19 protein-coding genes are annotated in these 23,943 nt (G+C 32.2%); 16 read left to right on the forward strand and 3 right to left on the reverse strand.

What is annotated here, in order from left to right; genetic code table 11:
- Positions 1–61: 61 nt before the first annotated feature.
- Complete coding sequence (locus tag G9F71_RS07820; protein WP_164952553.1) at positions 62–1,555, reverse strand: hypothetical protein; 1,494 nt, start codon at positions 1,553–1,555, stop codon at positions 62–64.
- Between the two features lie 178 nt (positions 1,556–1,733).
- On the opposite strand from G9F71_RS07820, the gene G9F71_RS07825 reads away from it, so the two are divergent.
- From G9F71_RS07825 to G9F71_RS07840, 4 genes are all read left to right on the forward strand, one after another.
- On the forward strand, positions 1,734–3,248 hold the full coding sequence (locus G9F71_RS07825) for an alanine/glycine:cation symporter family protein (RefSeq protein WP_164948707.1): 1,515 nt from the start codon (positions 1,734–1,736) through the stop codon (positions 3,246–3,248).
- A 205-nt stretch (positions 3,249–3,453) separates the two neighbouring features.
- Positions 3,454–4,227, forward strand: coding sequence for an MBL fold metallo-hydrolase (locus G9F71_RS07830; RefSeq protein WP_164948708.1), 774 nt, complete (start codon positions 3,454–3,456; stop codon positions 4,225–4,227).
- A gap of 86 nt (positions 4,228–4,313) precedes the next feature.
- The gene (locus G9F71_RS07835; protein ID WP_164948709.1) at positions 4,314–5,204 is read left to right on the forward strand and encodes an AraC family transcriptional regulator; all 891 of its coding nucleotides are present in this window, start codon (positions 4,314–4,316) and stop codon (positions 5,202–5,204) included.
- Between the two features lie 257 nt (positions 5,205–5,461).
- Positions 5,462–6,760 carry a hemolysin family protein gene (locus G9F71_RS07840; protein WP_164944919.1) on the forward strand — a complete coding sequence of 433 codons (1,299 nt, stop codon included), beginning with the start codon at positions 5,462–5,464 and terminating at the stop codon, positions 6,758–6,760.
- 74 nt (positions 6,761–6,834) lie between these two features.
- On the opposite strand, the gene G9F71_RS07845 is transcribed toward G9F71_RS07840, so the two are convergent.
- Positions 6,835–7,254 carry a lipopolysaccharide assembly LapA domain-containing protein gene (locus G9F71_RS07845; RefSeq protein WP_164944918.1) on the reverse strand — a complete coding sequence of 140 codons (420 nt, stop codon included), beginning with the start codon at positions 7,252–7,254 and terminating at the stop codon, positions 6,835–6,837.
- Positions 7,255–7,626: 372 nt separating this feature from the next.
- Between G9F71_RS07845 and zwf the strand changes: the two genes are divergently transcribed.
- The 5 genes from zwf (at position 7,627) to amrS (ending at position 14,274) form a co-directional block, all read left to right on the forward strand.
- Complete coding sequence (zwf, locus tag G9F71_RS07850; RefSeq protein ID WP_202017913.1) at positions 7,627–9,132, forward strand: glucose-6-phosphate dehydrogenase; 1,506 nt, start codon at positions 7,627–7,629, stop codon at positions 9,130–9,132.
- An 11-nt stretch (positions 9,133–9,143) separates the two neighbouring features.
- Positions 9,144–9,770, forward strand: coding sequence for a cyclase family protein (locus G9F71_RS07855; RefSeq protein ID WP_164948710.1), 627 nt, complete (start codon positions 9,144–9,146; stop codon positions 9,768–9,770).
- A 110-nt stretch (positions 9,771–9,880) separates the two neighbouring features.
- On the forward strand, positions 9,881–11,653 hold the full coding sequence (locus G9F71_RS07860) for an aminopeptidase P family protein (RefSeq protein WP_164948711.1): 1,773 nt from the start codon (positions 9,881–9,883) through the stop codon (positions 11,651–11,653).
- A 222-nt stretch (positions 11,654–11,875) separates the two neighbouring features.
- Positions 11,876–13,276, forward strand: coding sequence for an AmmeMemoRadiSam system protein A (amrA, locus tag G9F71_RS07865; RefSeq protein ID WP_164949013.1), 1,401 nt, complete (start codon positions 11,876–11,878; stop codon positions 13,274–13,276).
- An 11-nt stretch (positions 13,277–13,287) separates the two neighbouring features.
- Positions 13,288–14,274, forward strand: coding sequence for an AmmeMemoRadiSam system radical SAM enzyme (amrS, locus tag G9F71_RS07870; protein ID WP_164948712.1), 987 nt, complete (start codon positions 13,288–13,290; stop codon positions 14,272–14,274).
- Between the two features lie 161 nt (positions 14,275–14,435).
- On the opposite strand, the gene G9F71_RS07875 is transcribed toward amrS, so the two are convergent.
- The gene (locus G9F71_RS07875) at positions 14,436–16,832 is read right to left on the reverse strand and encodes a YcdB/YcdC domain-containing protein (protein WP_164948713.1); all 2,397 of its coding nucleotides are present in this window, start codon (positions 16,830–16,832) and stop codon (positions 14,436–14,438) included.
- 201 nt (positions 16,833–17,033) lie between these two features.
- Between G9F71_RS07875 and G9F71_RS07880 the strand changes: the two genes are divergently transcribed.
- From G9F71_RS07880 to G9F71_RS07910, 7 genes are all read left to right on the forward strand, one after another.
- Positions 17,034–18,728 carry a M3 family oligoendopeptidase gene (locus G9F71_RS07880; RefSeq protein WP_164948714.1) on the forward strand — a complete coding sequence of 565 codons (1,695 nt, stop codon included), beginning with the start codon at positions 17,034–17,036 and terminating at the stop codon, positions 18,726–18,728.
- A 574-nt stretch (positions 18,729–19,302) separates the two neighbouring features.
- Positions 19,303–19,722: a SoxR reducing system RseC family protein gene (locus tag G9F71_RS07885; protein ID WP_164948715.1), complete on the forward strand. Its 420-nt coding sequence runs from the start codon at positions 19,303–19,305 to the stop codon at positions 19,720–19,722.
- A gap of 68 nt (positions 19,723–19,790) precedes the next feature.
- The gene (gene rsxC / locus G9F71_RS07890; protein WP_164944909.1) at positions 19,791–21,134 is read left to right on the forward strand and encodes an electron transport complex subunit RsxC; all 1,344 of its coding nucleotides are present in this window, start codon (positions 19,791–19,793) and stop codon (positions 21,132–21,134) included.
- Between the two features lie 13 nt (positions 21,135–21,147).
- Positions 21,148–22,140, forward strand: coding sequence for an RnfABCDGE type electron transport complex subunit D (locus G9F71_RS07895; RefSeq protein ID WP_164944908.1), 993 nt, complete (start codon positions 21,148–21,150; stop codon positions 22,138–22,140).
- A gap of 6 nt (positions 22,141–22,146) precedes the next feature.
- Positions 22,147–22,731, forward strand: coding sequence for an RnfABCDGE type electron transport complex subunit G (locus G9F71_RS07900; RefSeq protein ID WP_164948716.1), 585 nt, complete (start codon positions 22,147–22,149; stop codon positions 22,729–22,731).
- Position 22,732: 1 nt separating this feature from the next.
- A complete protein-coding gene (rsxE, locus tag G9F71_RS07905) occupies positions 22,733–23,356 on the forward strand; it encodes an electron transport complex subunit RsxE (protein ID WP_164948717.1) in 624 nt (207 codons plus the stop codon).
- Positions 23,356–23,937 carry an electron transport complex protein RnfA gene (locus tag G9F71_RS07910; RefSeq protein ID WP_164948718.1) on the forward strand — a complete coding sequence of 194 codons (582 nt, stop codon included), beginning with the start codon at positions 23,356–23,358 and terminating at the stop codon, positions 23,935–23,937. Before rsxE ends, G9F71_RS07910 begins: the two co-directional genes overlap by 1 nt.
- Positions 23,938–23,943 lie beyond the last annotated feature (6 nt).

Below are 23,943 nucleotides of genomic sequence, written 5' to 3' on the forward strand. Positions count from 1 at the left end.
ATAGCAAACAAGCCTGCACGATGCAGGAATTTTCAGAAAAAAGCATTTGATTGTTAAACAGCTACACTAATAAATTTAAAATACTAAAACCTGAAATTTTAAGTCTTGCATCTAGATGAATATTAATTCCAGCAATCATAGTCATAAATGAATAACGTTTTTTACCATATATTCGTAAAGAATGAATCCTATAATCATTTAGAATACGATTATTTATACGTTCTGAGCAGGTTCTAGTTTTATAAATAGTTGTCCATTGTTTTGAGCCGCGAGGCACAGGAGTAAACAACCGCAAATCCCATGATGGTTTAGTGTAGATTACTCGCCCATAAGGTGAAGGTGAGCATTGTTCACGGCAAGAGCAACTAGCAACCTTTTTTAAAACTAAAGGGCAACGCCATTTAAGGCGTGAACGACTTTTTTCATAACCGTTATAGACCATTTCATGGACACCAATGCAGATAGGAAATCCTTTTTCATTAATATCTAGAGCAACTGGATATTTAGAATTTCCTTTGTTTTTGGAGTTCATGTCAATAAAAGGATTAATGTTCCATTTAGAGCATAATTCATATGTAGCATAGTTATCGTTAGCTGAGTCAAGAACATAATTTGATATAGAGAACTGCGGTAACAGTTCTCTAAATTCAGCTAATGCGACTATTCCAGTGACACTGTCGTGTCTGCTTGCTTCTACAAATCGTAGATAAATAGGTAGATCAATCTTGTATTTCTTGTTATAAGCAGATAAAGCATAGAGCGTGTAGCCGTAAAACCAACGATTTTCATGACTGTCCCAACCCCAGGTAGCATTTATGTCAGAAAGTCTACGAGGGCATTTGCAATCGTAAATTCCATTTTGACGGCAGTCACAAACTTTAGAACCATAGTAAGAAGATTTACAGTGAACGCAAGTACCATCACCAGCAACTGTGAGTTTATCTTTTTCTATTAGGTTAAGATTAAAAGATGGCTCTACAGCAACTAATGAGAATATTTTTTGAAGCAGCCTTTCGGCTCTTAGTGAAAATGAGCGACCAGCTTCAAAAAAATCTGAAATTCTTTTAACAACACCTGGTTTTTTATTAGGAAGCTTTTTATTTTTACCGGGTTCTTTGGTTTTAGCGGGTTTCTTCTTATACGGATATGTATTTTTTAGTTTTATTCTGTCGATAGACAGACTTGAGAGCCATAATCTAGAGATAAAATCATAATGAGCACCAATTGATGGGACATTATTTTCAGTGCAGCCAATACAGGTTGCAAGTAACTCACTTGCATGAAGCTTTTTAACCCAGTTGGTAATGCTTGTTTCCTTTTGAAAAAGCATTAAAGAAAATGAACGAAATATTTCAGGTTGAAGAGAAGCGGGTCTACCAATATTAGAATAATAAGGTTTTAATATCTCTCTAAGAATATCTAAGTCTAAGCAATACAACTTAGATATAGAAGGTTCAAGTTGTATAATTTTTTTAGGAAAAACTTTGTAGAAACATGAGAGATTTGAAATAATAAATTGCTGATAATCAGCATGAGAGCTCCAATTTTTAAGCATAAAATAATCCTCCTATTAAAACATGTCTTTAAGAGGAGGACCGCAAAATTTTACAGACTTGTCAAGTGTTTTATGCAAAAAAAGTGGGGGAATCAACAAAAATTAATGATACTAAAAATGAGTAATCACAGGAGCTAAGGAGTTTCCGTGAAAGCTCATTTATACAAAGGGGGACATTATGGATTTATTAAAACTATCAAGTAGTTTAGACAACTTCTTCTGGGGAAAAGTAATTATTTTCCTATGTATTGGTGCTGGTATTTTCTTTTCGGTTATTATGAAATTCCCACAAGTAAGACTAATAAAAGACATGGTTCGTCAGTTAATCGGTGGTAAAAGCTCAGAAACTGGAGTATCTTCTTTCCAAGGTTTTGCAATGGCTTTGGGCGGACGTGTTGGTACTGGTAACATTACTGGTGTTGCTAGTGCAATTTACTTTGGCGGCCCTGGTGCGGTTTTCTGGATGTGGGCAATCGCATTCTTAGGTGCAGGTTCAGCTTTCATCGAATCATCTTTAGCTCAGGTATGGAAGGAAGAGGTTCACGGTGAGTATCGTGGTGGTCCTGCATACTATATCGAAAAAGGATTACACAGCAAATTCTTCGGTAGGGCATTTGCTATACTTGCAATTCTTGCTTGTGGAGTATTGCTTCCAGGTATACAATCCAACTCATTCGTTGTAGCTGCTGGTACAGCATTTCCTGTATCGCCCTTGGTTTGGGGTATAGTTTATACAGTAATAACTGTAGCGGTAATTTTTGGCGGTGGTAAGAGAATTGCAAAAACTGCTGAATTTGTAGTTCCATTTATGGCTATAGCGTACATTATATTAGCACTAGTAATTCTTGGTGTTAATTTCTCGAAAATAGGTGATGTATTCGGTTTGATATTTAGCTCAGCATTCGGTGCTAATGCTATGTTTGGTGGTGTTTTTGGTAGCGCAGTAGCATGGGGTGTTAAAAGAGGAATATTCTCAAACGAAGCAGGGCAAGGTACTGGAGCTCAAGCTGCAGGTGCTGCTGAGGTTTCACACCCAGCTAAGCAAGGACTTGTTCAAGCCTTCTCAGTATATGTTGACACATTATTCGTATGTACTGCAACAGCTATAATGATCCTTGTAACAGGTTCATATAACGTTATATCTGCTAGCGGTGGATTTATAACTGAACTAGTTCCTGGAATAAACAAGGGTAACTTTACACAAACAGCTGTAAGTTCATTTATTCCTGGATTCGGTGGCGCTTTCGTTGCAATAGCGTTATTCTTCTTCACTCTTACAACTGTTTTTGCATATGCATTCTATACAGACTCCAACGTAGGTTATCTATTTAAGGACAGCAAAAATGTTAAGGCTTATAAGATAACTCTTAACTGCTTTAGAGCTATACTAGCTGCTGGTGTATTTGTTGGTGCTATAGCACAAGCAGATATTATGTGGAACTTCGGTTCGGCAGGTGTTGGTGCCATGGCTTGGTTCAATGTAATTGCAATATTATTACTATATAAGCCAGGGATTGCTACACTTAAGGACTATGAAGCTCAAAAGAAGCTTGGCATTGACCCTGTATTTATACCATCAAATTTAGGTATTAAGGGTGCTGAGTTATGGGAGACCATAATTCCAAAGACTTACGCAAAAGAGCTTGAGGCTTATAAGGCAGCAACAGAAGGTAAGAAAAAAACTGATAGTTAATAATTAAATATCAAATAGAAGCAGGGGACTCTAAATTATTAGGGCTTCCTGCTTCTATTTCTATGTATCCATTGTGTTGCAACTTATTATATTTATTGACAATACGCAGATAATCATTGTAGATACTCTATGTTTTAAATGGCAAATCATTGATAAAATAAAATTATAAAGTAAAGCCAAGGGCTTAAGTAAAGGAGGAGTTAAAATGAAAAAAAATTATAAGAGAGGTTATGTATACGTTTTAAGCTTTATATTAACTATTTGCATGATGAGTGGGGTTGCATTTGCGAGAGACATAAATAGTCCTTTAGAAAAAAAATCTTCTTCTATTAAATGGAATGGGCATGCTTCTTTTACAATTACTAATGGGAAAGGAACTAGAATTGTAACAGATCCTTTTGGAGATGGTATTGGATATAAGGTTCCAGAATTATATGCTGAAATAGCTACTGTTAGTCATGATCATTTTGATCATAATAATTTAGGCGCGATTAAAAGCAATTTTACAGCTATAAGAGAAAGAGGCAAATTTAAAATTAATGGTATAAAAATTAAAGGGACAAAAACATATCATGATACTGAAGGTGGAGCTCAAAGAGGTGAGAATACAGTATATAACTATAATATTGATGGTGTAAACCTATGTCATTTAGGTGATTTAGGACATGAATTATCAAAGGAGCAAATTGAAAGTATTGGCAAAGTAGATATATTAATGATTCCAGTAGGAGGATTATATACAATAGATGGGGAAGTAGCTGCTAAAGTTGTTAGTCAATTAAATCCTAAGGTTGTTATACCAATGCATTATCAAACAGAAGTGCTTGTTCCTGAATTTGGAAAATTATCAAAGGTAGATAACTTTATAGAGAAAATGAATAATTGGCAAGTAGTTAAAGCAGACACCTTTACTTTTAATAAATCAGAAATAACAAAATCAAAGGATAAAAAAATAATTATATTAAACTTCAATAAGTAAAATATTTATAAAATTAAAGGTTAATTTCCAATCACCTAGAATATAGTAATTAGTAATTGAGTTCTAGATGATTGGAGTTTTTAATTATGGAATTGTTTACTATTGATGAGAGCAGGGAGATAAAGCTACCAGTATATATTGAAACTAAGGAGCCATTTTCTTCAGAAAATTATTTGATGTTTAGATTAATCCTTGTTGAAAAAGGGGGAGGAATTGTAAGTCTTAATAAGAACACTATTATTTTTACAGCACCTACAATTTTTTGCTTCAATGCTAATGATAGGATTAATCTTGATAAGTGCAGTAAATTAAGTGCAAGAGCAATTTATTTTAGTCCTACTTTGGTAAATAATGTTTTAACCTTAGAAAAAATGAATAATTTAGAAGCAGATATATCTGAATCAGAATATCGTGATTATTGTTCCTTACTACCATTTGTTTATAGGGAAGAGTTGAGTTTTGGACAATTTGAAGTTGGGCCTGCAACTGCTAATCGAATAGCGAAATTATTTGATTCTTTAGAAGAGGAATTAACATTATTAAATAATAATTTTTGGAGATGTCGCAGTAGATCTTTCTTTTTAGAGATTCTATTTTTGATTCAGTATATATATACTGATATGGAAAATGCTACTAAGTTTGAAGTGATAAAGTGTTCAGATGAAATTAATGAAATTATTTTATATTTGCATACACATTATGAAAGAAAAATTTTCATTGAAGAGTTAACAGAAGAATTTCATATTAACAGAACAACACTTACAGATAAATTTGCTAGGTCTACTGGGATGTCTGTTATGGGATATTTAATTAGATTAAGAGTTAAGATGGCTGCTATAATGTTAAGAGATACTATGTTATCTGTATCAGAAATAGCCTATAGAGTGGGTTTTAACGATATAACTCATTTTGGTAGAATGTTTCGAAAGCACATGGGATATTCAGCATCTGAATATAGAAAAAAGAAAATGGAATAAAAACTGTATGATAACAGTAAGACTCATTTATATTCAAATAACTCAGGTACTGGTAGCAAGTGTTTCTTTTCGAGGGTAAACACTTCTGCTGGTATCTTTTTGTTATTTCATGTTTTTTTACCATTACCTTTCCTAGCAAGGCCCTTGAACGAGTCCTCATTAAATGAATCAATATTAAATCTGATATTATATAAATTAGAAAAGTATGTTATGATAATAAAAAAACATATGTACTGTCTTGGAAGGGGCTATTAAAATTGATTATTTTTATAAATATTCTTATTGTATTTTTGCTTGTATTTATGAATGGTTTTTTCGTTGCTACGGAATTTGCTATGGTAAAAGTTAGAAAATCTAGAATAGAAACTTTAGTACTTGAAGGAGCTAGAAATGCAAAATATACTTCAAAGGTTGTTAATAATTTAAATTCATACTTATCTGCATGTCAGCTAGGAATAACTTTAGCATCACTCGGACTCGGATGGATAGGAGAACCTGCTGTTGCAGATATGCTAACTCCGATATTTAATTTGTTTCATTTGCAAGAAAGTGCTGTACACTCAATTTCATTTATCTTGGGGTTTTCAATTATAACGGGCTTTCATATTGTACTAGGAGAGTTAGTTCCTAAATCATTGGCAATTATAAGTGCAGAAAAGATAGCGATGTACACCGCACTGCCACTCATAATGTTTTTTAACGTAACTTATCCTATAATGTGGGCTTTTAATCATAGTACTAGTATAGTTTTAAAGGCTTTTGGTGTGACCCTTATAGATGAACATGAAGCAGCGCATACTGATGAGGAAATAAAATTATTGGTTGAAGAGAGCTATAATCATGGATTAATAGATAAAACTGAATTAACCTTTATAGATAATATATTTGATTTTACTGAGAAAACCGTAAAAGAAATAATGATACCTCGTACTGATATGGCATGTATTTACATTGAGGATTCTTTTGAGGATATTATAGCATCTGCTTTAGATGAACAGCATACTAGATATCCAATCTGCAGGGATAATAAGGATAATATTATTGGTTTTGTACACATCAAGGATCTATATAAGCAGAAAATTCAGGGTAATAATCAAAATATAGAAGACATTATTCGTGAGATTAAATTTGTTCCAGAATCATTGTCAATAAGTGAATTATTAAAAGTATTTAAGAAACAAAAGGTACAAATGGCTATAATTATTGATGAATACGGGGGAACATTTGGATTAGTAACTATCCAGGATATTTTAGAAGAAATTGTTGGGGAAATTCAAGATGAGTTTGATGAAGAAGGTAACGAGATTATTAAAACTGAAGATGGTAATTATCTTGTAGATGGAAAAGTTCTTATTGAAGATATCATTGAACTGTTAGATAAAGACTTTGAAGTTGAAAACATTGATACCATAGGAGGTTGGATTTATTCACAGTTAAAGTCATACCCACAAGTTAATGATAAAATTTTATATGAGGATTATGATTTTATCATATTGGAATGTGACAGTAAAAGAATAAGCAAGGTGCTAATTAAAAAATCATCTGTAGAAGAGTAGTATTGTTTGGAAGAATTTAAATGAGCATTAGTGGCTACAAAAATAGCTACTAATGCTCATTATGTTTAATTACCTTACATAAAAGTATCAGTTTTATTTGAAGAAATAGTATTAAGATGTTTAATTTCAATGTTTTGCGTATTTATTTCATCATTGAGTATGTTGCTTTTAGCGTTTAAAGCTATTGTAGTTTCTAAAGTTACTATTTGAGTTTCTAGGACTTCTATTCTATTTTTAAAAGTTTCATTTTCAATTTTAAAATTTTTAGCTTTTTTTGTTAGTCTTTTATTACCACGCCTTAGTGTGATTTCTTTTTGTAGCCCTAATAAAGTAACCATTATAGCACCTGTAATTGCAGAGATAAAAATTATAAGAGCCAAGGAAATATTGAATTTTGTGAAAAAGAAATTAATAGATATTACTGAAGAATTTTGGATTCCGAATAAGGCTACTAAAATAGCAAAAAGCAAAGAAATTATAAAACCGAATCTCATAGGAAATGACCTCCTTTATTTACTAAATTCATTAAATTATAGCATATTACTTTGTTTGTGAATAGGATATCCTAATATCTTCCTTATTATAGCTAAAAACAGCAAAATATCTGTAGAAAATTGCAATAATGATAAAAATGGAATATTATTAATTTACTAAGATAAAGTTCTCAATTGGAGATGCTAATATTATATTTTTAATAATCCTATGAATTTTATTACGGTAGAATATAAATTAAATAAAATTGAAATTAATAAGATAATGGACAATTTGTATTTGCTAATATTCATTAGTTTATGTTATATTAATCATATGATTAAAGCTTACTAAATACGGCGTTAAGAAAAGAATATTAGGAAGGGGCACTTTTAATGGAAACAAATATGGATAAAGAACTTTCTAGTATATTTGTAATTTTTGGTGGAACTGGTGATTTGACAAAAAGAAAACTTATTCCAGCTATTTTTAGTTTGATGTACGAAGAAAAACTGCCCGAAAATTTTACAATTGTAGCTATAGGAAGACGTGAAAAGACAAATGAGGAATATAGAGAAGAAATGCGTTCATCTGTAGAAAAATTCTCTAGATTTTCACTAAATGATGAGTTATGGCTTAAATTTAGTAAGAGAATATTTTATAAAAACTTTGATTTTACTTCTGATAATCAAGGCTATGCGGATTTGGATTTGTTTTTGGAAAAAATGGAGATAAGATATTTAACAGGTGGCAAAAGGTTATATTATTTAGCTGTTGCGCCAGAATTTTTTGAAGGTATAATTAGAAATTTAAAAAATAATGGTATGGTGTCAAAAGCCATTGGCTGGCAGCGAATAATGATTGAAAAGCCTTTTGGATCAAGTCTTAAAACAGCTAGGATATTAAATCATAATATATCAAAACTTGTACCAGAAGAAGATTTATTTAGAATAGATCATTATTTGGGAAAAGAAATGATTCAAAATATATTGGCCATTAGATTTGGAAACTCATTATTTGAACCATTATGGAATGCAAATCATATAGATAATATTCAAATTACCTCCAATGAACTTTTAGGCGTAGAGAGTAGAGGCGCATATTATGAGAATGCTGGTATATTAAAAGATATGCTTCAAAATCATATATTACAAATGCTAACTATGATTGCAATGGAACCTCCAATAGACTTTGAACCTGAATCCATAAGGGATGAAAAAGTGAAGGTATTACGCTCACTCAGACCTTTCACTGCTGAGACTTTTAAAGAAAACATTGTTCGTGGCCAATACGGTGCGGGAGAAGTTGAAAATGCGAAAGTGATTGCTTATAGAGAAGAAAATAGAGTATCCAAAGCGTCAAATACGGATACTTTTATAGCACTTAAGACGTATATTGATAATTTTAGATGGGGTGGAGTACCCATATATATAAGAGCAGGAAAAAGGATGAATAATAAAAGTACTGAGATCGTAATTCAGTTTAAAAAACTTCCTGGAATTAATTATTATAAGGAGTTTGATAATATTTCTCATAATCTTTTAGTTTTAAAAATTCAGCCAGAAGAGGGTTTTTTCTTTCAGATAAATGCGAAACAGCCTGGTAGTGAATTTAAAATGGAAAAGGTTCAACTAGATTATTGTCAAAGTTGTAGGGCTTTAAATGATTCACCTGAGGCTTACGAAAGATTAATACTTGAAGCAATTAGGAATAACTCATCATTATTTACTAGATGGGATGAACTCCAATATTCTTGGCAATTTGTTGAAAGTATTGAAAAGCAATATGAGAATAATATACCTACATGTCCTAATTATTCAGCAGGGACATCGGGTCCTAAGGAAGCAATAGATTTAATTGAAAATGATGGCAGACAGTGGTGGAATACTGCGTCTGATTAAGGAGGGTAAATATGGTTATATATGATATTTCTATGACTATTGAAAAAAACATGGGAGTGTACAAGAATATAGAGGAAAAAAGGCCTATAATTAAATTCGAAAGAAAAATTCCAAAGGATAGCATTAATGAATCCAGCATGTATATGAACTTGCATACTGGAACTCATATTGATGCCCCATATCATGTAGATGATATGGGTGAAACCATTGAATCTATTGATTTAAATAAATTAATTACAAAGTGTAGAGTAATTGACTTAACAAAGATAGTAGATGGTATAACAAAAGAGGATCTTATGGATAAAAATATTCAACAGGGAGAATTTTTATTGCTAAAAACTAGAAATTCATTCACTGAAGAATTTGAACCCAATTTTGTCTTTGTTGAAAAAAGTGGAGCGGAGTATCTAGCAGAAAAAGGTATAATTGGAATAGCAATAGATTCCTTTGGTATAGAGAGAGCTCAACCAGAACATGAAACTCATAAGATTCTTTTTAATAGGGGAATAACTATAATAGAGGGTGTTAGACTAAAAGAAATAAAAGAGGATGAATATTTTATGTGTGCCTTGCCACTTAAAATTAAAGGTGTAGATGGTGCTCCAGCTAGGGTAGTTTTAATAAAAAACTTAATGTAATAACCATATCTTTCATGTTATAATAATATCTGTAATATAAAACATTGTAAGTAAACGCTTGCGACATAAAACATTGCAAGTAAAGCTTGCAATTTAATGGGGTGAATGTAATGAACGTAAAAGAAAGAATTGAAGAGTTAAGGCATGAGATGAGAGAAAGAGGCATAGAGGCATATATAGTACCTAGTTCAGATCCACATCAAAGTGAATATGTAGCAGAGCACTATACTGCTAGGACATTTATAACAGGATTCACAGGTTCTGCTGGAACTGCAATTATAACTTTAGCAGATGCAGGTTTATGGACAGATGGAAGATATTTCATACAAGCAGAAAGTCAATTGAAAGATACAGGTGTAACCTTATTTAGAATGGGAGAGACTGGAGTTCCAACTGTTGAGGAATTTTTAAAGCAAAACCTTAATAAGGGAGCGAAAGTTGCTTTTGATGGCAAGGTTATTTCAGTAGAGTATTTTAGAGGACTCAAAAAATCTCTAGAAAGTAATGAATTTTCCTATGAAGTTAGTGAAGATTTAATAGATAAAATATGGAAAGATAGACCTCAGAGACCTTGTAGTCAGGTAGTTTTGCATGATGTAGCCTATGCAGGAGAGTCAAGAGAATCAAAACTTGCGAAGGTAGTTCTTGAAATGAGAACTATGGGAGCGGACTACTATGTTATATCGGGTCTTGATGACATAGCATGGCTATTAAACATTAGAGCAAGAGATGTAAAATGTAATCCACTAACTATAGCTTATGCTGTGGTTTCAGAGAAAAAATATTATCTATTTATAGATGATAGAAAAATTGATTCTGTTGTTCGTGCTGAACTTGAAAAGGCTAATGTAGAAATAATGTCTTATGATAGTATAGGGGAATTTTTAGAGAAAATTAAAGTGGGAACAATATTATTTGACGCAGCAAGAACTAGTACTTGGATATATAGCGCCATAAAGATTAAAGTTATAGAGGCCATGGATATAACTACAAGATTTAAGGCTATAAAGAATGATATTCAAATTGAGAACACTAGAAATGCAATGGTACGCGATGGTGTGGCTATGGTTAAATTTATTAGCTGGCTAAAGAAAACCATAAAGACGCGTAATATTACAGAAATAGAAGCATCAGATAAAATTGAAGCAATAAGAAGTTTAGGAGAAAATTATTATGACTTAAGCTTTGCATCTATTTCAGCTTATAGAGCAAATGCATCTATGCCTCACTACTCTGCTACGCAAAAAGATCAGGCCACTATTGTGCAAGAGAGTCTTTACTTATTGGATTCAGGCGCTCAATACTTGGATGGAACAACAGATATTACAAGAACACTAGCTGTAGGCCCCTTAACTATCGAAGAAAAAACAGATTTCACCTTAGTATTAAGAGGGATGATTAACTTAACTATGCAAAGATTTTTATATGGAACTACAGGTTCAAATTTAGATATTATAGCTAGAATTCCACTTTGGAATGCAGGTATGGATTATAAACATGGAACAGGACATGGAGTAGGTTTCTTCTTAAATGTTCATGAAGGTCCACATAGAATATCCGTGGCTGCAAATACTGTTAAACTTGAAAAAGGAATGGTAGTATCCAACGAACCAGGAGTTTATAAGGCAGGAAAGCATGGTATAAGAATAGAAAATTTAGTTGTTGTGGAGGAAATTGAAAACACTTTATATGGTGGACAATTTATGAAGTTTGAGACTTTAACACTATGCCCTATAGACTTAGAAGCTATAGATGTTTCACTATTAACAGTTGAAGAAAAGACGTGGCTAAATAATTATCATAAAACTGTATTTGAAAAACTTTCTACCTATTTAAAGGGAGAAGAATTAGAATACTTAAAGCAAGCAACGGTAGCAATATAAATACAAGAACAATAAATTAACAAAGGTTAAAGAGATGCAATTGCATCTCTTTTTTATTTTTTCATTATAAAGTGACTTACTTAAAGCTAATATTACACAAGTCTTATGGATATGAAGTATAGGTAGTGGGTAAAATATTTAGGTATATTAAAATAGATTATCATAGGGAATTGTTATTTGTTTAACTGAGATTTAAAGTAATTAATAGGAGAGGTGATTATGATGGGTAAAATAATAGCTTTTTATACAATGCCACATCCACCTATAATAATTCCAGAGGTGGGACGTGGAGAGGGAAAAAAGATAAAAAACACATACGATGCTTGCGCGCGCATTGGAGGGGAAATAGCAGAGTTAAAACCAGAGGTAATAATAGTAGTCACGCCACATGGAACTATGTTTTCAGATGCAATAGCTCTTTCTTTTGAAAGTTCTATTTCAGGAAATTTAAAGCAATTTGGAGCTTCAAAAGTTTCTATGAATTTTGAAATAGACATGGATTTGACAGGAAAGATTATGATTAAGGCACGCGAAAATAATATTCCAACAGTAGAAGTAAGCACAAGTTTTCTTAAAAAATACGGTAGAGAATATGAATTGGATCATGGTAGCATAGTTCCTCTGTATTTTGTTGTTGATAAATATAATTCTTTTAAGCTTGTTCATATTACCTATGGGGGACTTAGTCCTATACAGTTATATAAATTTGGTAAACTCATTAAAGAGGCAATAGAGGAGAGCGATGAAAATGCTGTGTTTATTGGAAGTGGTGATCTTTCTCATCACCTTAAAGATGAAGGACCTTATGATTATAATCCCTATGGAGAAGTGTTTGATGCCGAAATAATAAGTCTATTAAAAAAGGGTGATGTAGCAGGAGTATTTAATATAAATCCAGAAATGGTTGAAAACGCTGGAGAATGTGGCTTAAGGTCTTATTATATAATGCTTGGAGCAATGGAAGGTAATGAAATAAAGGGAGAACTTCTTTCCTATGAAGGCACCTTCGGAGTGGGTTATGCGGTAATGAAATTTGACCTTAAAAACAGTAATAGAGATATATTATCAGAAATTACTAATGAAAAAAGAAAAAAATATGAGGAAAGAGTAAATAAGGAAGATGTTTATGTTAGGCTTGCAAGAGAAAGTCTTACTCATTATTTAATAGAGGGTAATTTTATGGATAAACCAAACTATGTAACAGAGGAAATGATAAATAATAAAAGAGGGGTATTTGTGTCTCTTAAAAAATTTGGGCAGCTAAGAGGCTGTATAGGTACAATTTTTCCCGTAACAGAAAGTGTAGCAAGTGAAATAATGCGAAATGCCATTGAAGCAGGAGAAGGGGACCCAAGGTTTAGTCACGTATCGGAAGGAGAGCTTGAGGATATTGTGTTTTCCGTAGATGTTTTAACGGAGCCTACACCGGCTTTAAAAGAACAACTAGATCCTAAAAAATACGGAATTATTGTAAGAAGCGATAGAAAGAGTGGACTACTATTACCAGATCTTGCCGGTGTTAATACTATAGCGGAGCAGATAAGTATAGTATTAAATAAAGCATCGATTTCTCCAAATGAAAAATATTCTATAGAAAAGTTTGAGGTTATAAGGCATAAATAGGAGTGGTAATTATGGAAAAAGAAGCTTTGTTTTATGAAAAACAAGGAGAGGTAGTTAATTGCAAACTTTGCCCTCATAATTGCCATATTCCATCAGGCGATCATGGCATATGTAATGTACGGGTAAATAGCAAGGGAAAACTTTATACGATGAATTATGGAGAAATAACTTCTATGGCCCAAGATCCCATAGAAAAAAAACCACTATATCATTTTAAACCAGGAAGCAATATACTTTCTGTAGGAAGTTTTGGATGCAATTTTAGCTGTGGGTTTTGCCAAAATTACTCCATTTCCCAAGGGAGAGCAAAAAGCGAGTATGTAGCACCAGAAAAATTAGTGGAAATATGCAAAAGCCTGGAAGGTAATATTGGGATAGCATTTACATATAATGAACCTTCTATTTGGTATGAATATGTATACAATTCATCAAAACTATTAAAAGAAAGGATTAAAGATATAAATATAGTGGTGGTTACAAATGGCTATATCAAAGAAGAGCCTCTAAAGATACTTCTTCCCTATGTGGATGCTATGAATATTGATTTAAAAGCTTTGAATAACAAGTATTATAAGGATATATGTGGAGGCAGTGTCACACCTGTTACGGATACTATTAAAATAGCATCCAAACAGTGTCATGTAGAGGTAACTACTCTACTGGTAAATGGAGAAAATGATTCTGCTGAAGAAATTGAGGCAGTTGCAGGATTTATTGCCTCGTTAAATAAAGATATTCCACTTCATTTATCAAGATATTTTCCAAACTATAAGATGAATAACCCTGCTACAAAGGTTGAGGTAATGTTTAAAGATAGGGATATAGCAAAAAAATATCTTAACTACGTATATTTAGGTAATATAGCGGATAGTGATAACTCCACATATTGTCCAAAGTGCGACTATAAGATTATTGAAAGAGATGGAAAGCATATTAATGTTAATACTAGCGATAGTGTATGTCCGAAATGTGGTTATAAAATAAATATTATACTTTAAATATATTCTTCCCTCACTATGATATGGGAATTTTAAAAATTAAAAGCCATTTAAATATTGGTATAAATAACAAAGAGCCAGTAGAATAATATTCTGCTGGCTCTTTGTGTTTACGGAAAGGATATAGGAATTGGGTTGTACCTAGTTTAGTTATTCTTATATTAACGATATATAGGATAATTATTAAATCTGATTTTGTTAAGTGATTTGTATATACCAAGTGTTAATTCTTCCATAGTTGAAATGTTTTTAGGGTTAAAATTGCCATTGTCTAGTTGTACTAAGCCAAAACCTTCGGCAAGGGCAACGTAACCTAAATAGCCTTTAGACAATTTGTCTGTATCTTTAAAATTAGCTTTAAATATATCACCACATTCCACTACTTTGTGGTAGTTTATAAATCTTACAAGGATTTTTGCCATTTCTTCTCTTGTAACCTTTGTATCTCCCTTAAATTCAACTTCTTCATTATCTATTATTCCATAAGAAACTGCCATTTGAAGATATTTATAGTCCTCCGTGCCTTTAGTGACTCCTTTTATTTTTAATTCTTCAACTGGTGCTGAATTATTAGCTTTAACATTCGAATCCTTTGATGATTCACTCACCATTACATAAGGTCTAAAACCTTTAGCATCTACTAGTGATTTAATTAGGTCTATTTGAGTTACTTGTTTATTTAACTTAAAATCTTTTGTGTTTAACAGTCCTTTATATGCTAATATACTTAATTCTTTTTCGTATTTACTATTTTTTATATCATTCATAAAGGTTTGAATATTTTCATTAACTTCTTCACCATCATAGCTTACGAAATTACCAGTAAAAGCATCCACATCTAATACTTGCCTAGCTTTATAATAATCTATAGCATATATAAGCTTTGCTTCAAGTTTTGGGTTCTTAAGGTCACTACTTGTATTTACTAAATTATAGGCTAGTTTTGTCTTATATTTCTGTGAAAACTTACTTAAAGCATCCTTCTCCGAGATTTTCTTATCTAAGGATGGAAAATTTAATCCATCTTCCCATCTGTAATTTATAGTGTTTATTTCCCCAGTTTTTAAATCTACTACTAAATTTATATTATTTTCATAATAAGCTATGCCATTTTCAGTTCTCGCAAAATTAAAATAAATCTGTCTTTCTTTATTGTTATTTTCTTTAGGTTCATTTGACTTATCAAAATGAGTTTGCTGAGTTTTAATATTTTTTATTTGAGAAGGATAATATTTAGATAGAGTATTAATTGCTTTATTATAAGCTTCATCCCAAGTTAAATTTGCTTTAAAATCTTTTTCTTCTTCGTATTTATTATTTTTGGAGCAGGATATTACACCTTGGGTTAAAGCATCTATTCTTATTGAACCGCCTTCTTCATATTTTTTATTTTCATCTTTATAAAATTGTACTGACCAAGTTTTTTCGTTTTTACCATTTAAGTTAGAACTTTCATCGTAAGCAAGTGGATCTAATTTATAGCCATCACCATAAAGATCTTTAATGATTTCTTTAATTGTAGATTTGGCTTTTTCCTCGCTTATAGGTTCCTTAGCCACATTAACTTCACTATATTTTTTATAGAAATCAATTTTTTCTTTTTCATTTAAATCTTTAAGGATTAAATTAGAAGAATTATTTGAATTATCCTCCATAAAAATACCGCTGCTAGCATCTATACTATTTCCTTTTTTAAATGATGGTGAATATACAACTTTAATTTCTTTTTTCTTGTGAGTATCGTCATATCTATCATAATAATTTACATATTTTAAGTCCATGCTTATATTATTTTTCAAAATATCCTGTGCTTTTTCATTGCTAATAACACTCTTCGCATCTTGAAATGTGTATTTATCATCCCAATTTATATCATAATAAGTTACGTTTCCACGAGTTCCATCTACATTTACTTCTATTTTATTGTCAGTAAATTCAACGCCATTAACTTTCCTTATATAAGAAAAAGAATAAGAACCTGAACCATTTCTGTAATATTGAGAAAAGTCATTATTTATTCTAGTTACTTCAGAAAACTTGTCTGCATCAATCTTTTTAACAAAATTATCTGCAACTTCGCTGGCCTCTTTTAAGGAAATAGTTGGTATAGAATTATTGTCATCACTATTATATTCTGAATTGTCAATGGATTTTATTTTTCCAGTATTTGCAATTACAGAAACGCTATAATTTACATTTTTTAAAACATTATTTTTGCTCCAAGATATATTCCAAATGTAATCTTCGGCTCCACCATTGTTATAATTATCAAGACTTATTCTAACTGAAAACTTAGAGTCATCAATATTAGTATTAAAATATTTTTTGAAGGTAGCTCTCCCTATATCTAGCGCTTCCTGCTTAGAAATTTTAACTTTTTTCTCGATTTCTGGCGATACATTAGTAACATAGGTTAAATCTTGCTTTTGAGGATTAACCTCAGTTTTATACATGATTTTTTCAAGTTTAGGCTGTACTTGTACTGCTAATGCGGTTGAAAATGATGTAAATATAAATACTGAACATAGTAGTAATGAAAATATTTTTTTTCTGTTCATAATTTAATACTCCCCCTTTAAACGGAAATAGTTTCTCGTTACAATATAGACGACTCAGCTTTTATTAATGTTACAATAATATTGGTAAATTTTTATGTTCCATATTTATTTTTTTTGTTTTTGAAGGAAATAACTAGTTTTTAGAGAATATAATATAAATACTATAAAAATATACCATTTTAACTCAGGAAGGGGAATATTATGAAATTTACAGAAATGCAGTATAAAAGACCGGATATGAAAGAGCTGGTCGTAGGGTTCACGCAGTTATTAACTGAATTTAATACTTGTGCTAGTTTTGATGATGCAAATTCAATTATGGTTAAAATCAATGACTTAAGAGGTGATTTAGAGTCAATGGAAGAGCTTGTGGGAATACGTCATACTATTGACACAACTGATGCTTTTTATGAAGGAGAACAGGATTTCATTGACGAAAACATGCCTATATACCAAGGCCTAGTTGCCAAGTATTATGGAGCTCTTATTAATTCGAAATTTAGACCTGAACTCGAAGAAAAATGGGGCAAGCAACTTTTTAATATGGCTACTTTAAATATTAAAACTTTTTCCCCAGAGATAATTGAAGATTTACAGATGGAAAATAAGTTATCTAGTGAATATACTAAATTAATTGCTTCTGCCAAAATAATGTTTGAAGGTGAAGAAAGAACACTATCTCAATTAACACCCTTCAGATTATCTACTGATAGGGATATGAGAAAAAGAGCAAATGAAGCTAAATATGATTTCTTTTCTGAAAATGAAACAAAATTAGATGAAATTTATGATGGTCTAGTAAAAGTAAGAACTAAAATTGCTAAAAAATTAGGATATGAAAATTTCGTACAACTTGGATACGATCGCATGCTTCGTTCAGATTATAATGCTGAAATGGTTGCAAATTACAGAAAACAAGTTGAAGAAGTTATTGTTCCTATGGCTACTAAATTAAGAGAAAGACAATGTAAACGTCTAGACCTTGCTCATTTATATTATTATGATGAGGGAATAAGTTTTAAAAGTGGAAATGCAAAACCACACGGTAATCCTGGGTGGATAGTTAACAATGGTAAAAAAATGTATGAAGAATTGTCTAAGGAAACTGGAGAATTTTTTAATTTCATGATTAATAATGAGCTTATGAATCTCGAGAGTAAAAAAGGTAAAGCTGGCGGTGGTTATTGTACATTTATAGGGAAGTACAAATCACCATTTATATTCTCAAACTTCAATGGTACGTCTGGTGATGTAGATGTGTTAACCCATGAAGCAGGACACGCTTTCCAAGCTTATTGCAGTAGAAATTATGCAGTGCCTGAGTATAATTTTCCAACTAATGAAGCTGCTGAAATTCACTCTATGAGCATGGAGTTCTTAACTTGGCCATGGATGAATTTGTTTTTTGAAGAAGAAGAATTAAAATATAAATTTAATCATTTAAGTGAAGCTCTCCTATTCTTACCTTATGGAGTAACTGTTGATGAGTTCCAACACTTTGTTTATAATAATCCTGAAGCATCGCCAACTGAAAGAAAATTAGCTTGGAGAGAAATTGAAAAGAAATATTTACCACATAGAGATTACGCTGGAAATGATTATTTAGAAAGAGGGGGCTTCTGGTATCAACAAGGACATATTTTTGGTTCACCTTTCTATTATATAGATTATACACTAGCTCAAGTTTGTGCATTTCAATTCTTTAAAAAAGCTAATGATAATAGAGAAAATGCTATGGCAGATTATATGAACCTTTGCGCGGCTGGTGGCAGCAAATCATTTTTAGGATTAGTAGAACTTGCTAATTTAAAGTCACCATTTGATGATGGTTGTATTAAATCAGTTATAAATGATATTAAAATTTGGCTTGATAGTGTTGATGATATAAAACTATAAACAAAAAAATCCAGTAGAATGATATTCTATTGGATTTTTTTTTGATTTCATATTACATATTTAAATGAGGTTTTTAAGGGTGGATTACATGATAACCGATAGCCTTTACATGGCTAAAACACAAGCTTAACACCATAAACATAGGCAGTTGTCGAATAGTTATTATTTTAACAATTATATCAATAATATTTAAAAAACATGAAATATTTTTTTTGTTTTTGGTACAAACTGTTATAGTACTGATAAAAAGGAATACTACAGAATGCACTAACGCATAAAAGTATTAATAGATTAATATTTTCAAATACTGTTGAAAACATTAGTAAGTTGAATAGAAAATATAAATATAAAATATGCTGTATACATTTTCAAAGACATATTTTTTTGTTTCAAATATTTATAACATTATAGAAGTATATGTTAAAAATATAATTATTATTGACTTTCATTCCATTTAAAACTATCTTAAGTAATGGAAGTTCAACAAATGCATAATTCGACAGAAGGTAGGCACGAGAATTGAGTAGCATTATAAACATAATTAATATTGCAGTAATAGGGGGTAAATGTATCTGTGGTAAAAGAAGAAGAAGGAATTATAATTGAAATATTGGAAGGCAATATGGCTAAAGTCAAAGTAGGTAGGCATGGTGAATGTAAAAATTGTGGTGCATGCCCGGGTGATAGTGCACTTATCATAGAAGCTCAAAACCTAATTGGAGCCAAAGCTGGACAAAGAGTTGCCTTTGAAATGAAAGAGACAAATATGCTAATGGCGGCTTTTGTTGTATATATAGTACCTCTTATTGCTATTTTATTAGGTGTTATTGCTGGACAGGCAATAGCAATGAAATTTGGTTATTCTGTGAGAGGTTTTCAAATTGTAGGCGGAACACTAACATTTATATTGTCAATATTAAATATAAAAATTTTCGACAAATTTGCTCATAATAATAAGAAAATGCAACCTGTTATTACTCGGAGCTTATCTTAATTTTTTTTAGAGTTAGTATGTATATATAACTAAATATATTTTAAATATGTTAAAAGAGGTGTAAAAAATTGATAAAAAGTTTTCGTGGAGGAATACATCCAAATGGTAATAAAAGTTATACCGCCGATAAGCTTATAGAAATAGCAGCACTTCCAAGTGTGGTTATTATTCCGGTGAGGCAGCATATAGGGGCTCCTTGCTTACCAATTGTAGCTAAAGGCGAATTTGTAAAGAAGGGACAAGTTATAGCAAGTAGTGATGCTTTTGTTTCTAGTCCTGTCCATGCATCAATATCAGGAATGGTTAAAGATGTGGCAGAATACCCTCATGTAGTATTTGGTAAGTGTCTTTCTATTGTAATTGAAAATGATGGCAAAGACGAGTGGGTAGAAGGAATTCCCTGTGAAAGAGATTGGGAGAAGTTAAATGGCAATGAAATAGGAAATATCATTAAAGATGCAGGTATCGTCGGAATGGGAGGCGCCACTTTTCCTACTCATGTAAAATTATCCCCACCAAAAGAAAAGAAAATTGATACTTTTATTTTGAATGCAGCAGAATGTGAGCCTTATTTAACAGCAGATCATAGAATGATGCTAGAATATTCGCAGCAAATTTGCACTGGTGTAAAAATAGTGATGAAGGTTCTTGGGGTTCAAAAAGCATATGTGGGAATTGAAGATAATAAACCTGATGCAGTAATTGCAATGAAAAGAGCATTTGAAGGAACTGCAGTGCAGGTGAAGGAAATCCCAACTAAATATCCACAAGGTTCGGAAAAAATGCTTATTAAAGTGCTGGCAGACCGCGAGGTTCCTTCTGGTAATTTGCCAATGGATGTAGGGGTAGTAGTTCAAAATGTAGGCACGATTATTGCAATTTATGATGCAGTGGTAAGAGGAATTCCACTTATCCAAAGAGTAACAACTATAAGTGGAAGTGCTGTAAAAGAACCTAAAAATCTTTTGCTTAGAATTGGAACAACATTCGAAGAGGCTATTGATAATTGTGGTGGATTTATAGAAAAGCCAGCTAAGGTTATTATGGGTGGTCCTATGATGGGATTTGCTCAATCAAATTTAAAGGTTTCTATTATTAAAGGAGTTTCTGGAATTTTAGGTTTAACTAAAAAAGATGTGAATAACGGCACGGAATCGCCTTGCATTCGTTGTGGAAAATGTGTAAGTGTTTGTCCTTGTGGACTTAATCCAGGTATGCTCAGTATTTTGGGGCAGAAAAACCTTTATCAAGAAGCAAAGGAAGAACAAAATCTTTTAGACTGTGCGGAATGTGGGAGCTGTGTTTATGTATGCCCTGCTAAACGAAATATCGTACAATACATTAGATATTGTAAGATGCAAAATGCAGCGCAGACTGCAAAATTAAATGCAGCGTATGCAGCAAAAAAATAGGGGTGCAATTTATATGAATAGTGAAGTAAAATTAGAAGATAATCTCTTTACAATTTCAACATCTCCACATATACGTGGAAAAGAATCTATTTCTAAAATAATGTGGACTGTGAATTTGGCTCTAGCGCCAGCTGCGCTTTTTGCAATTTATAATTTTGGGATTCCTGCACTAATTACATTGCTTGTGGGAAGTTTATCAGCAGTAGGACTAGAGTATCTAGTACAAAAACTTAGAAAAAAGCCAATAACTATTTCTGATGGAAGTGCTTTTTTAACAGGACTATTGCTTGCAATGTGTTTACCGCCTACCATTCCACCGTATATGGCGATAGTTGGTTCATTTATTGCTATAGTTATAGCAAAGCATTCTATGGGAGGACTTGGGTATAATATTTTTAACCCAGCTCATATTGGTAGGGCTGCTATTATGGTGTCATGGCCTGTGGCAATGACAACCTGGTCAAAACTTAGTACAAGTGTAGATGTAGTAACTACTGCAACACCTTTAAATATTTTAAAACAACAAGGATATGGAAAGCTTATCGATACATTTGGAAGCGTACCTCAAATGTATAAGGCAATGTTCATTGGTACTCGGAATGGGAGTATTGGTGAAACCTCTACGGTTTTATTACTTCTTGGAGGCATCTATTTAATTTATAAAGGGTATGTAAATTGGCATGTTCCTGTATTTATGATTGGAACAGTAGGTATTTTAACTTGGGTATTTGGACCAGTAGGTCTATTTACTGGAGATCCGGTTTTCCATATGATGGCTGGAGGCTTGATTATTGGAGCATTCTTTATGGCAACAGATATGGTTACCATTCCAATTACAAAAAAAGGACAGGTGATTTTTGCTATAGGAGCTGGTGCGCTTACTGTCTTAATTAGGCTTAAAGGTGGATATCCAGAAGGGGTTTGTTACTCTATTTTATTAATGAATGCAGTTACGCCGCTTATTGATCGATTAGTAAGGCCAGTTAAATTTGGAGCAAGGAGGTAGTGAAAAATGTCGGATGAGAATAATGTTGAACATAAGGTTTTGCATAATAAAGAATATAGTATTTTTCAAATTGCTATAAATTTAACAGTTGCTTGTTTCATATCAGGTGCGATTATTGCTGGAACCTATTTTATAACAGCACCAGTTGCAGCAAAAAATGCGATTACTATGAAGAATGATGCAATGAAAGCGTTGGTTAAAGATGCAGAAACTTTTAAGCCCTTGAATGGAAAAAAAGATTGGTTTACTGCAGAAAAGAATGGGAAAGTAATTGCTTATGTAGTTCCAGCAGAGAGTAAAGGATATGGTGGAGCTATAAAAATGCTTGTGTCCGTTACACCTCAAGGTAAAATTATTGACTTTGCTATATTATCCAGTAATGAGACACCAGGGCTTGGAGATAATGCAGGTAAAGACGCTTTTAGAAGTGAATTTAAGGGTAAAAAAAGTGAGGATTTAGAAGTGGTAAAGGATAAATCAAAAGAAAATAATATTCAAGCTATGACTGGAGCTACCATTTCTTCAAAAGCTGTAACCAAAGGTATCAAAGAAGCTGTGCAACAAGTTACACAGCTTGTAGGGGGAAAATAATATGAGAGAGTTATGGAATATATTCAAAAAAGGGATTATTGAAGAAAATCCGATTTTTGTTCTTGCACTTAGTCTTTGCCCAGCACTCGCGGTAACCAGTAACTCCATAAATTCATTAACTATGGGTCTTGCAGTAATGTTTGTTATTACTGTAAATAATACTATTGTATCTATTTCTAGAAAAGTAGTAAATCCTAAGGTTCGTGTACCGGTGTATATTACATCTGTAGCAACAATTGTTACAGTAGTACAGCTGGTATTACAGGCATATGCGCCACTGCTCTATAAGGCATTAGGTATATATTTAGCATTGATTGTTGTTTTTGCAATTATTTTAGCTAGAGCAGAGGTTTTTGCTTCGAAAAATTCAGTGCTACCATCATTTTTCGATGGACTGGGAATGGGGTGTGGTTTTGCACTTGCACTCTTATCTATTGGAATAATTCGTGAACTTTTAGGTACAGGAGCTATATTTGGCATACAAGTGCTTGGTTCTTGGTATAACCCTGCACTTATAATGATTTTACCACCAGGTGCATTTATATTAATTGGTTATATGGTGGCTGGTTTCAAGATGCTGACTCAGCATCTTGAAAAAGTTAAACTTGAGAGAGGTGAAGTATAATGGGTGAATATTTAACTCTGTTTGTCTCTGCGGTAGTTGTAAATAACTTCGTTTTAACAAGGTTTCTAGGACTTTGTATTTTCTTCGGAGTTTCTAATAGTTTAAATGCCTCTATTGGTATGGGCATGGCTGTAACTTCTGTTATGACTCTTAGTTCAATGCTGGCATGGGCGGTATTCCATTTTGTGCTAGCTCCACTTCATTTAACATTTTTAACAACAGCGGTATTTGTACTTTTGATTGCTAGCTTTGTTCAGCTTTTAGAGATGATTATTAAAAAATACGCTCCTACACTATATAATATGTGGGGTATTTATTTATTACTAATTGCTACAAATTGTGTTGTGCTTGGGGTTCCACTATTAAATGCAGAGTCTAATTTTTCATTTATTAAAAGTGCGGTTTCTGCCATTGGTTCTGGATTAGGATTTGCGTTGGCAATTATCCTCATGGCAAGTTTAAGAGAAAAATTAAGATTAGCAGATGTACCTAAACCACTAGAGGGGCTCGGTATTGCATTTATTTTAGCTGGAATGCTCGCTTTAGCCTTCCTGGGGTTTTCTGGTATGATACCAGTATAGAAAGGA

Source organism: Clostridium sp. FP2 (assembly GCF_011065955.2).
GTDB lineage: Bacteria > Bacillota > Clostridia > Clostridiales > Clostridiaceae > Clostridium_AD > Clostridium_AD tagluense.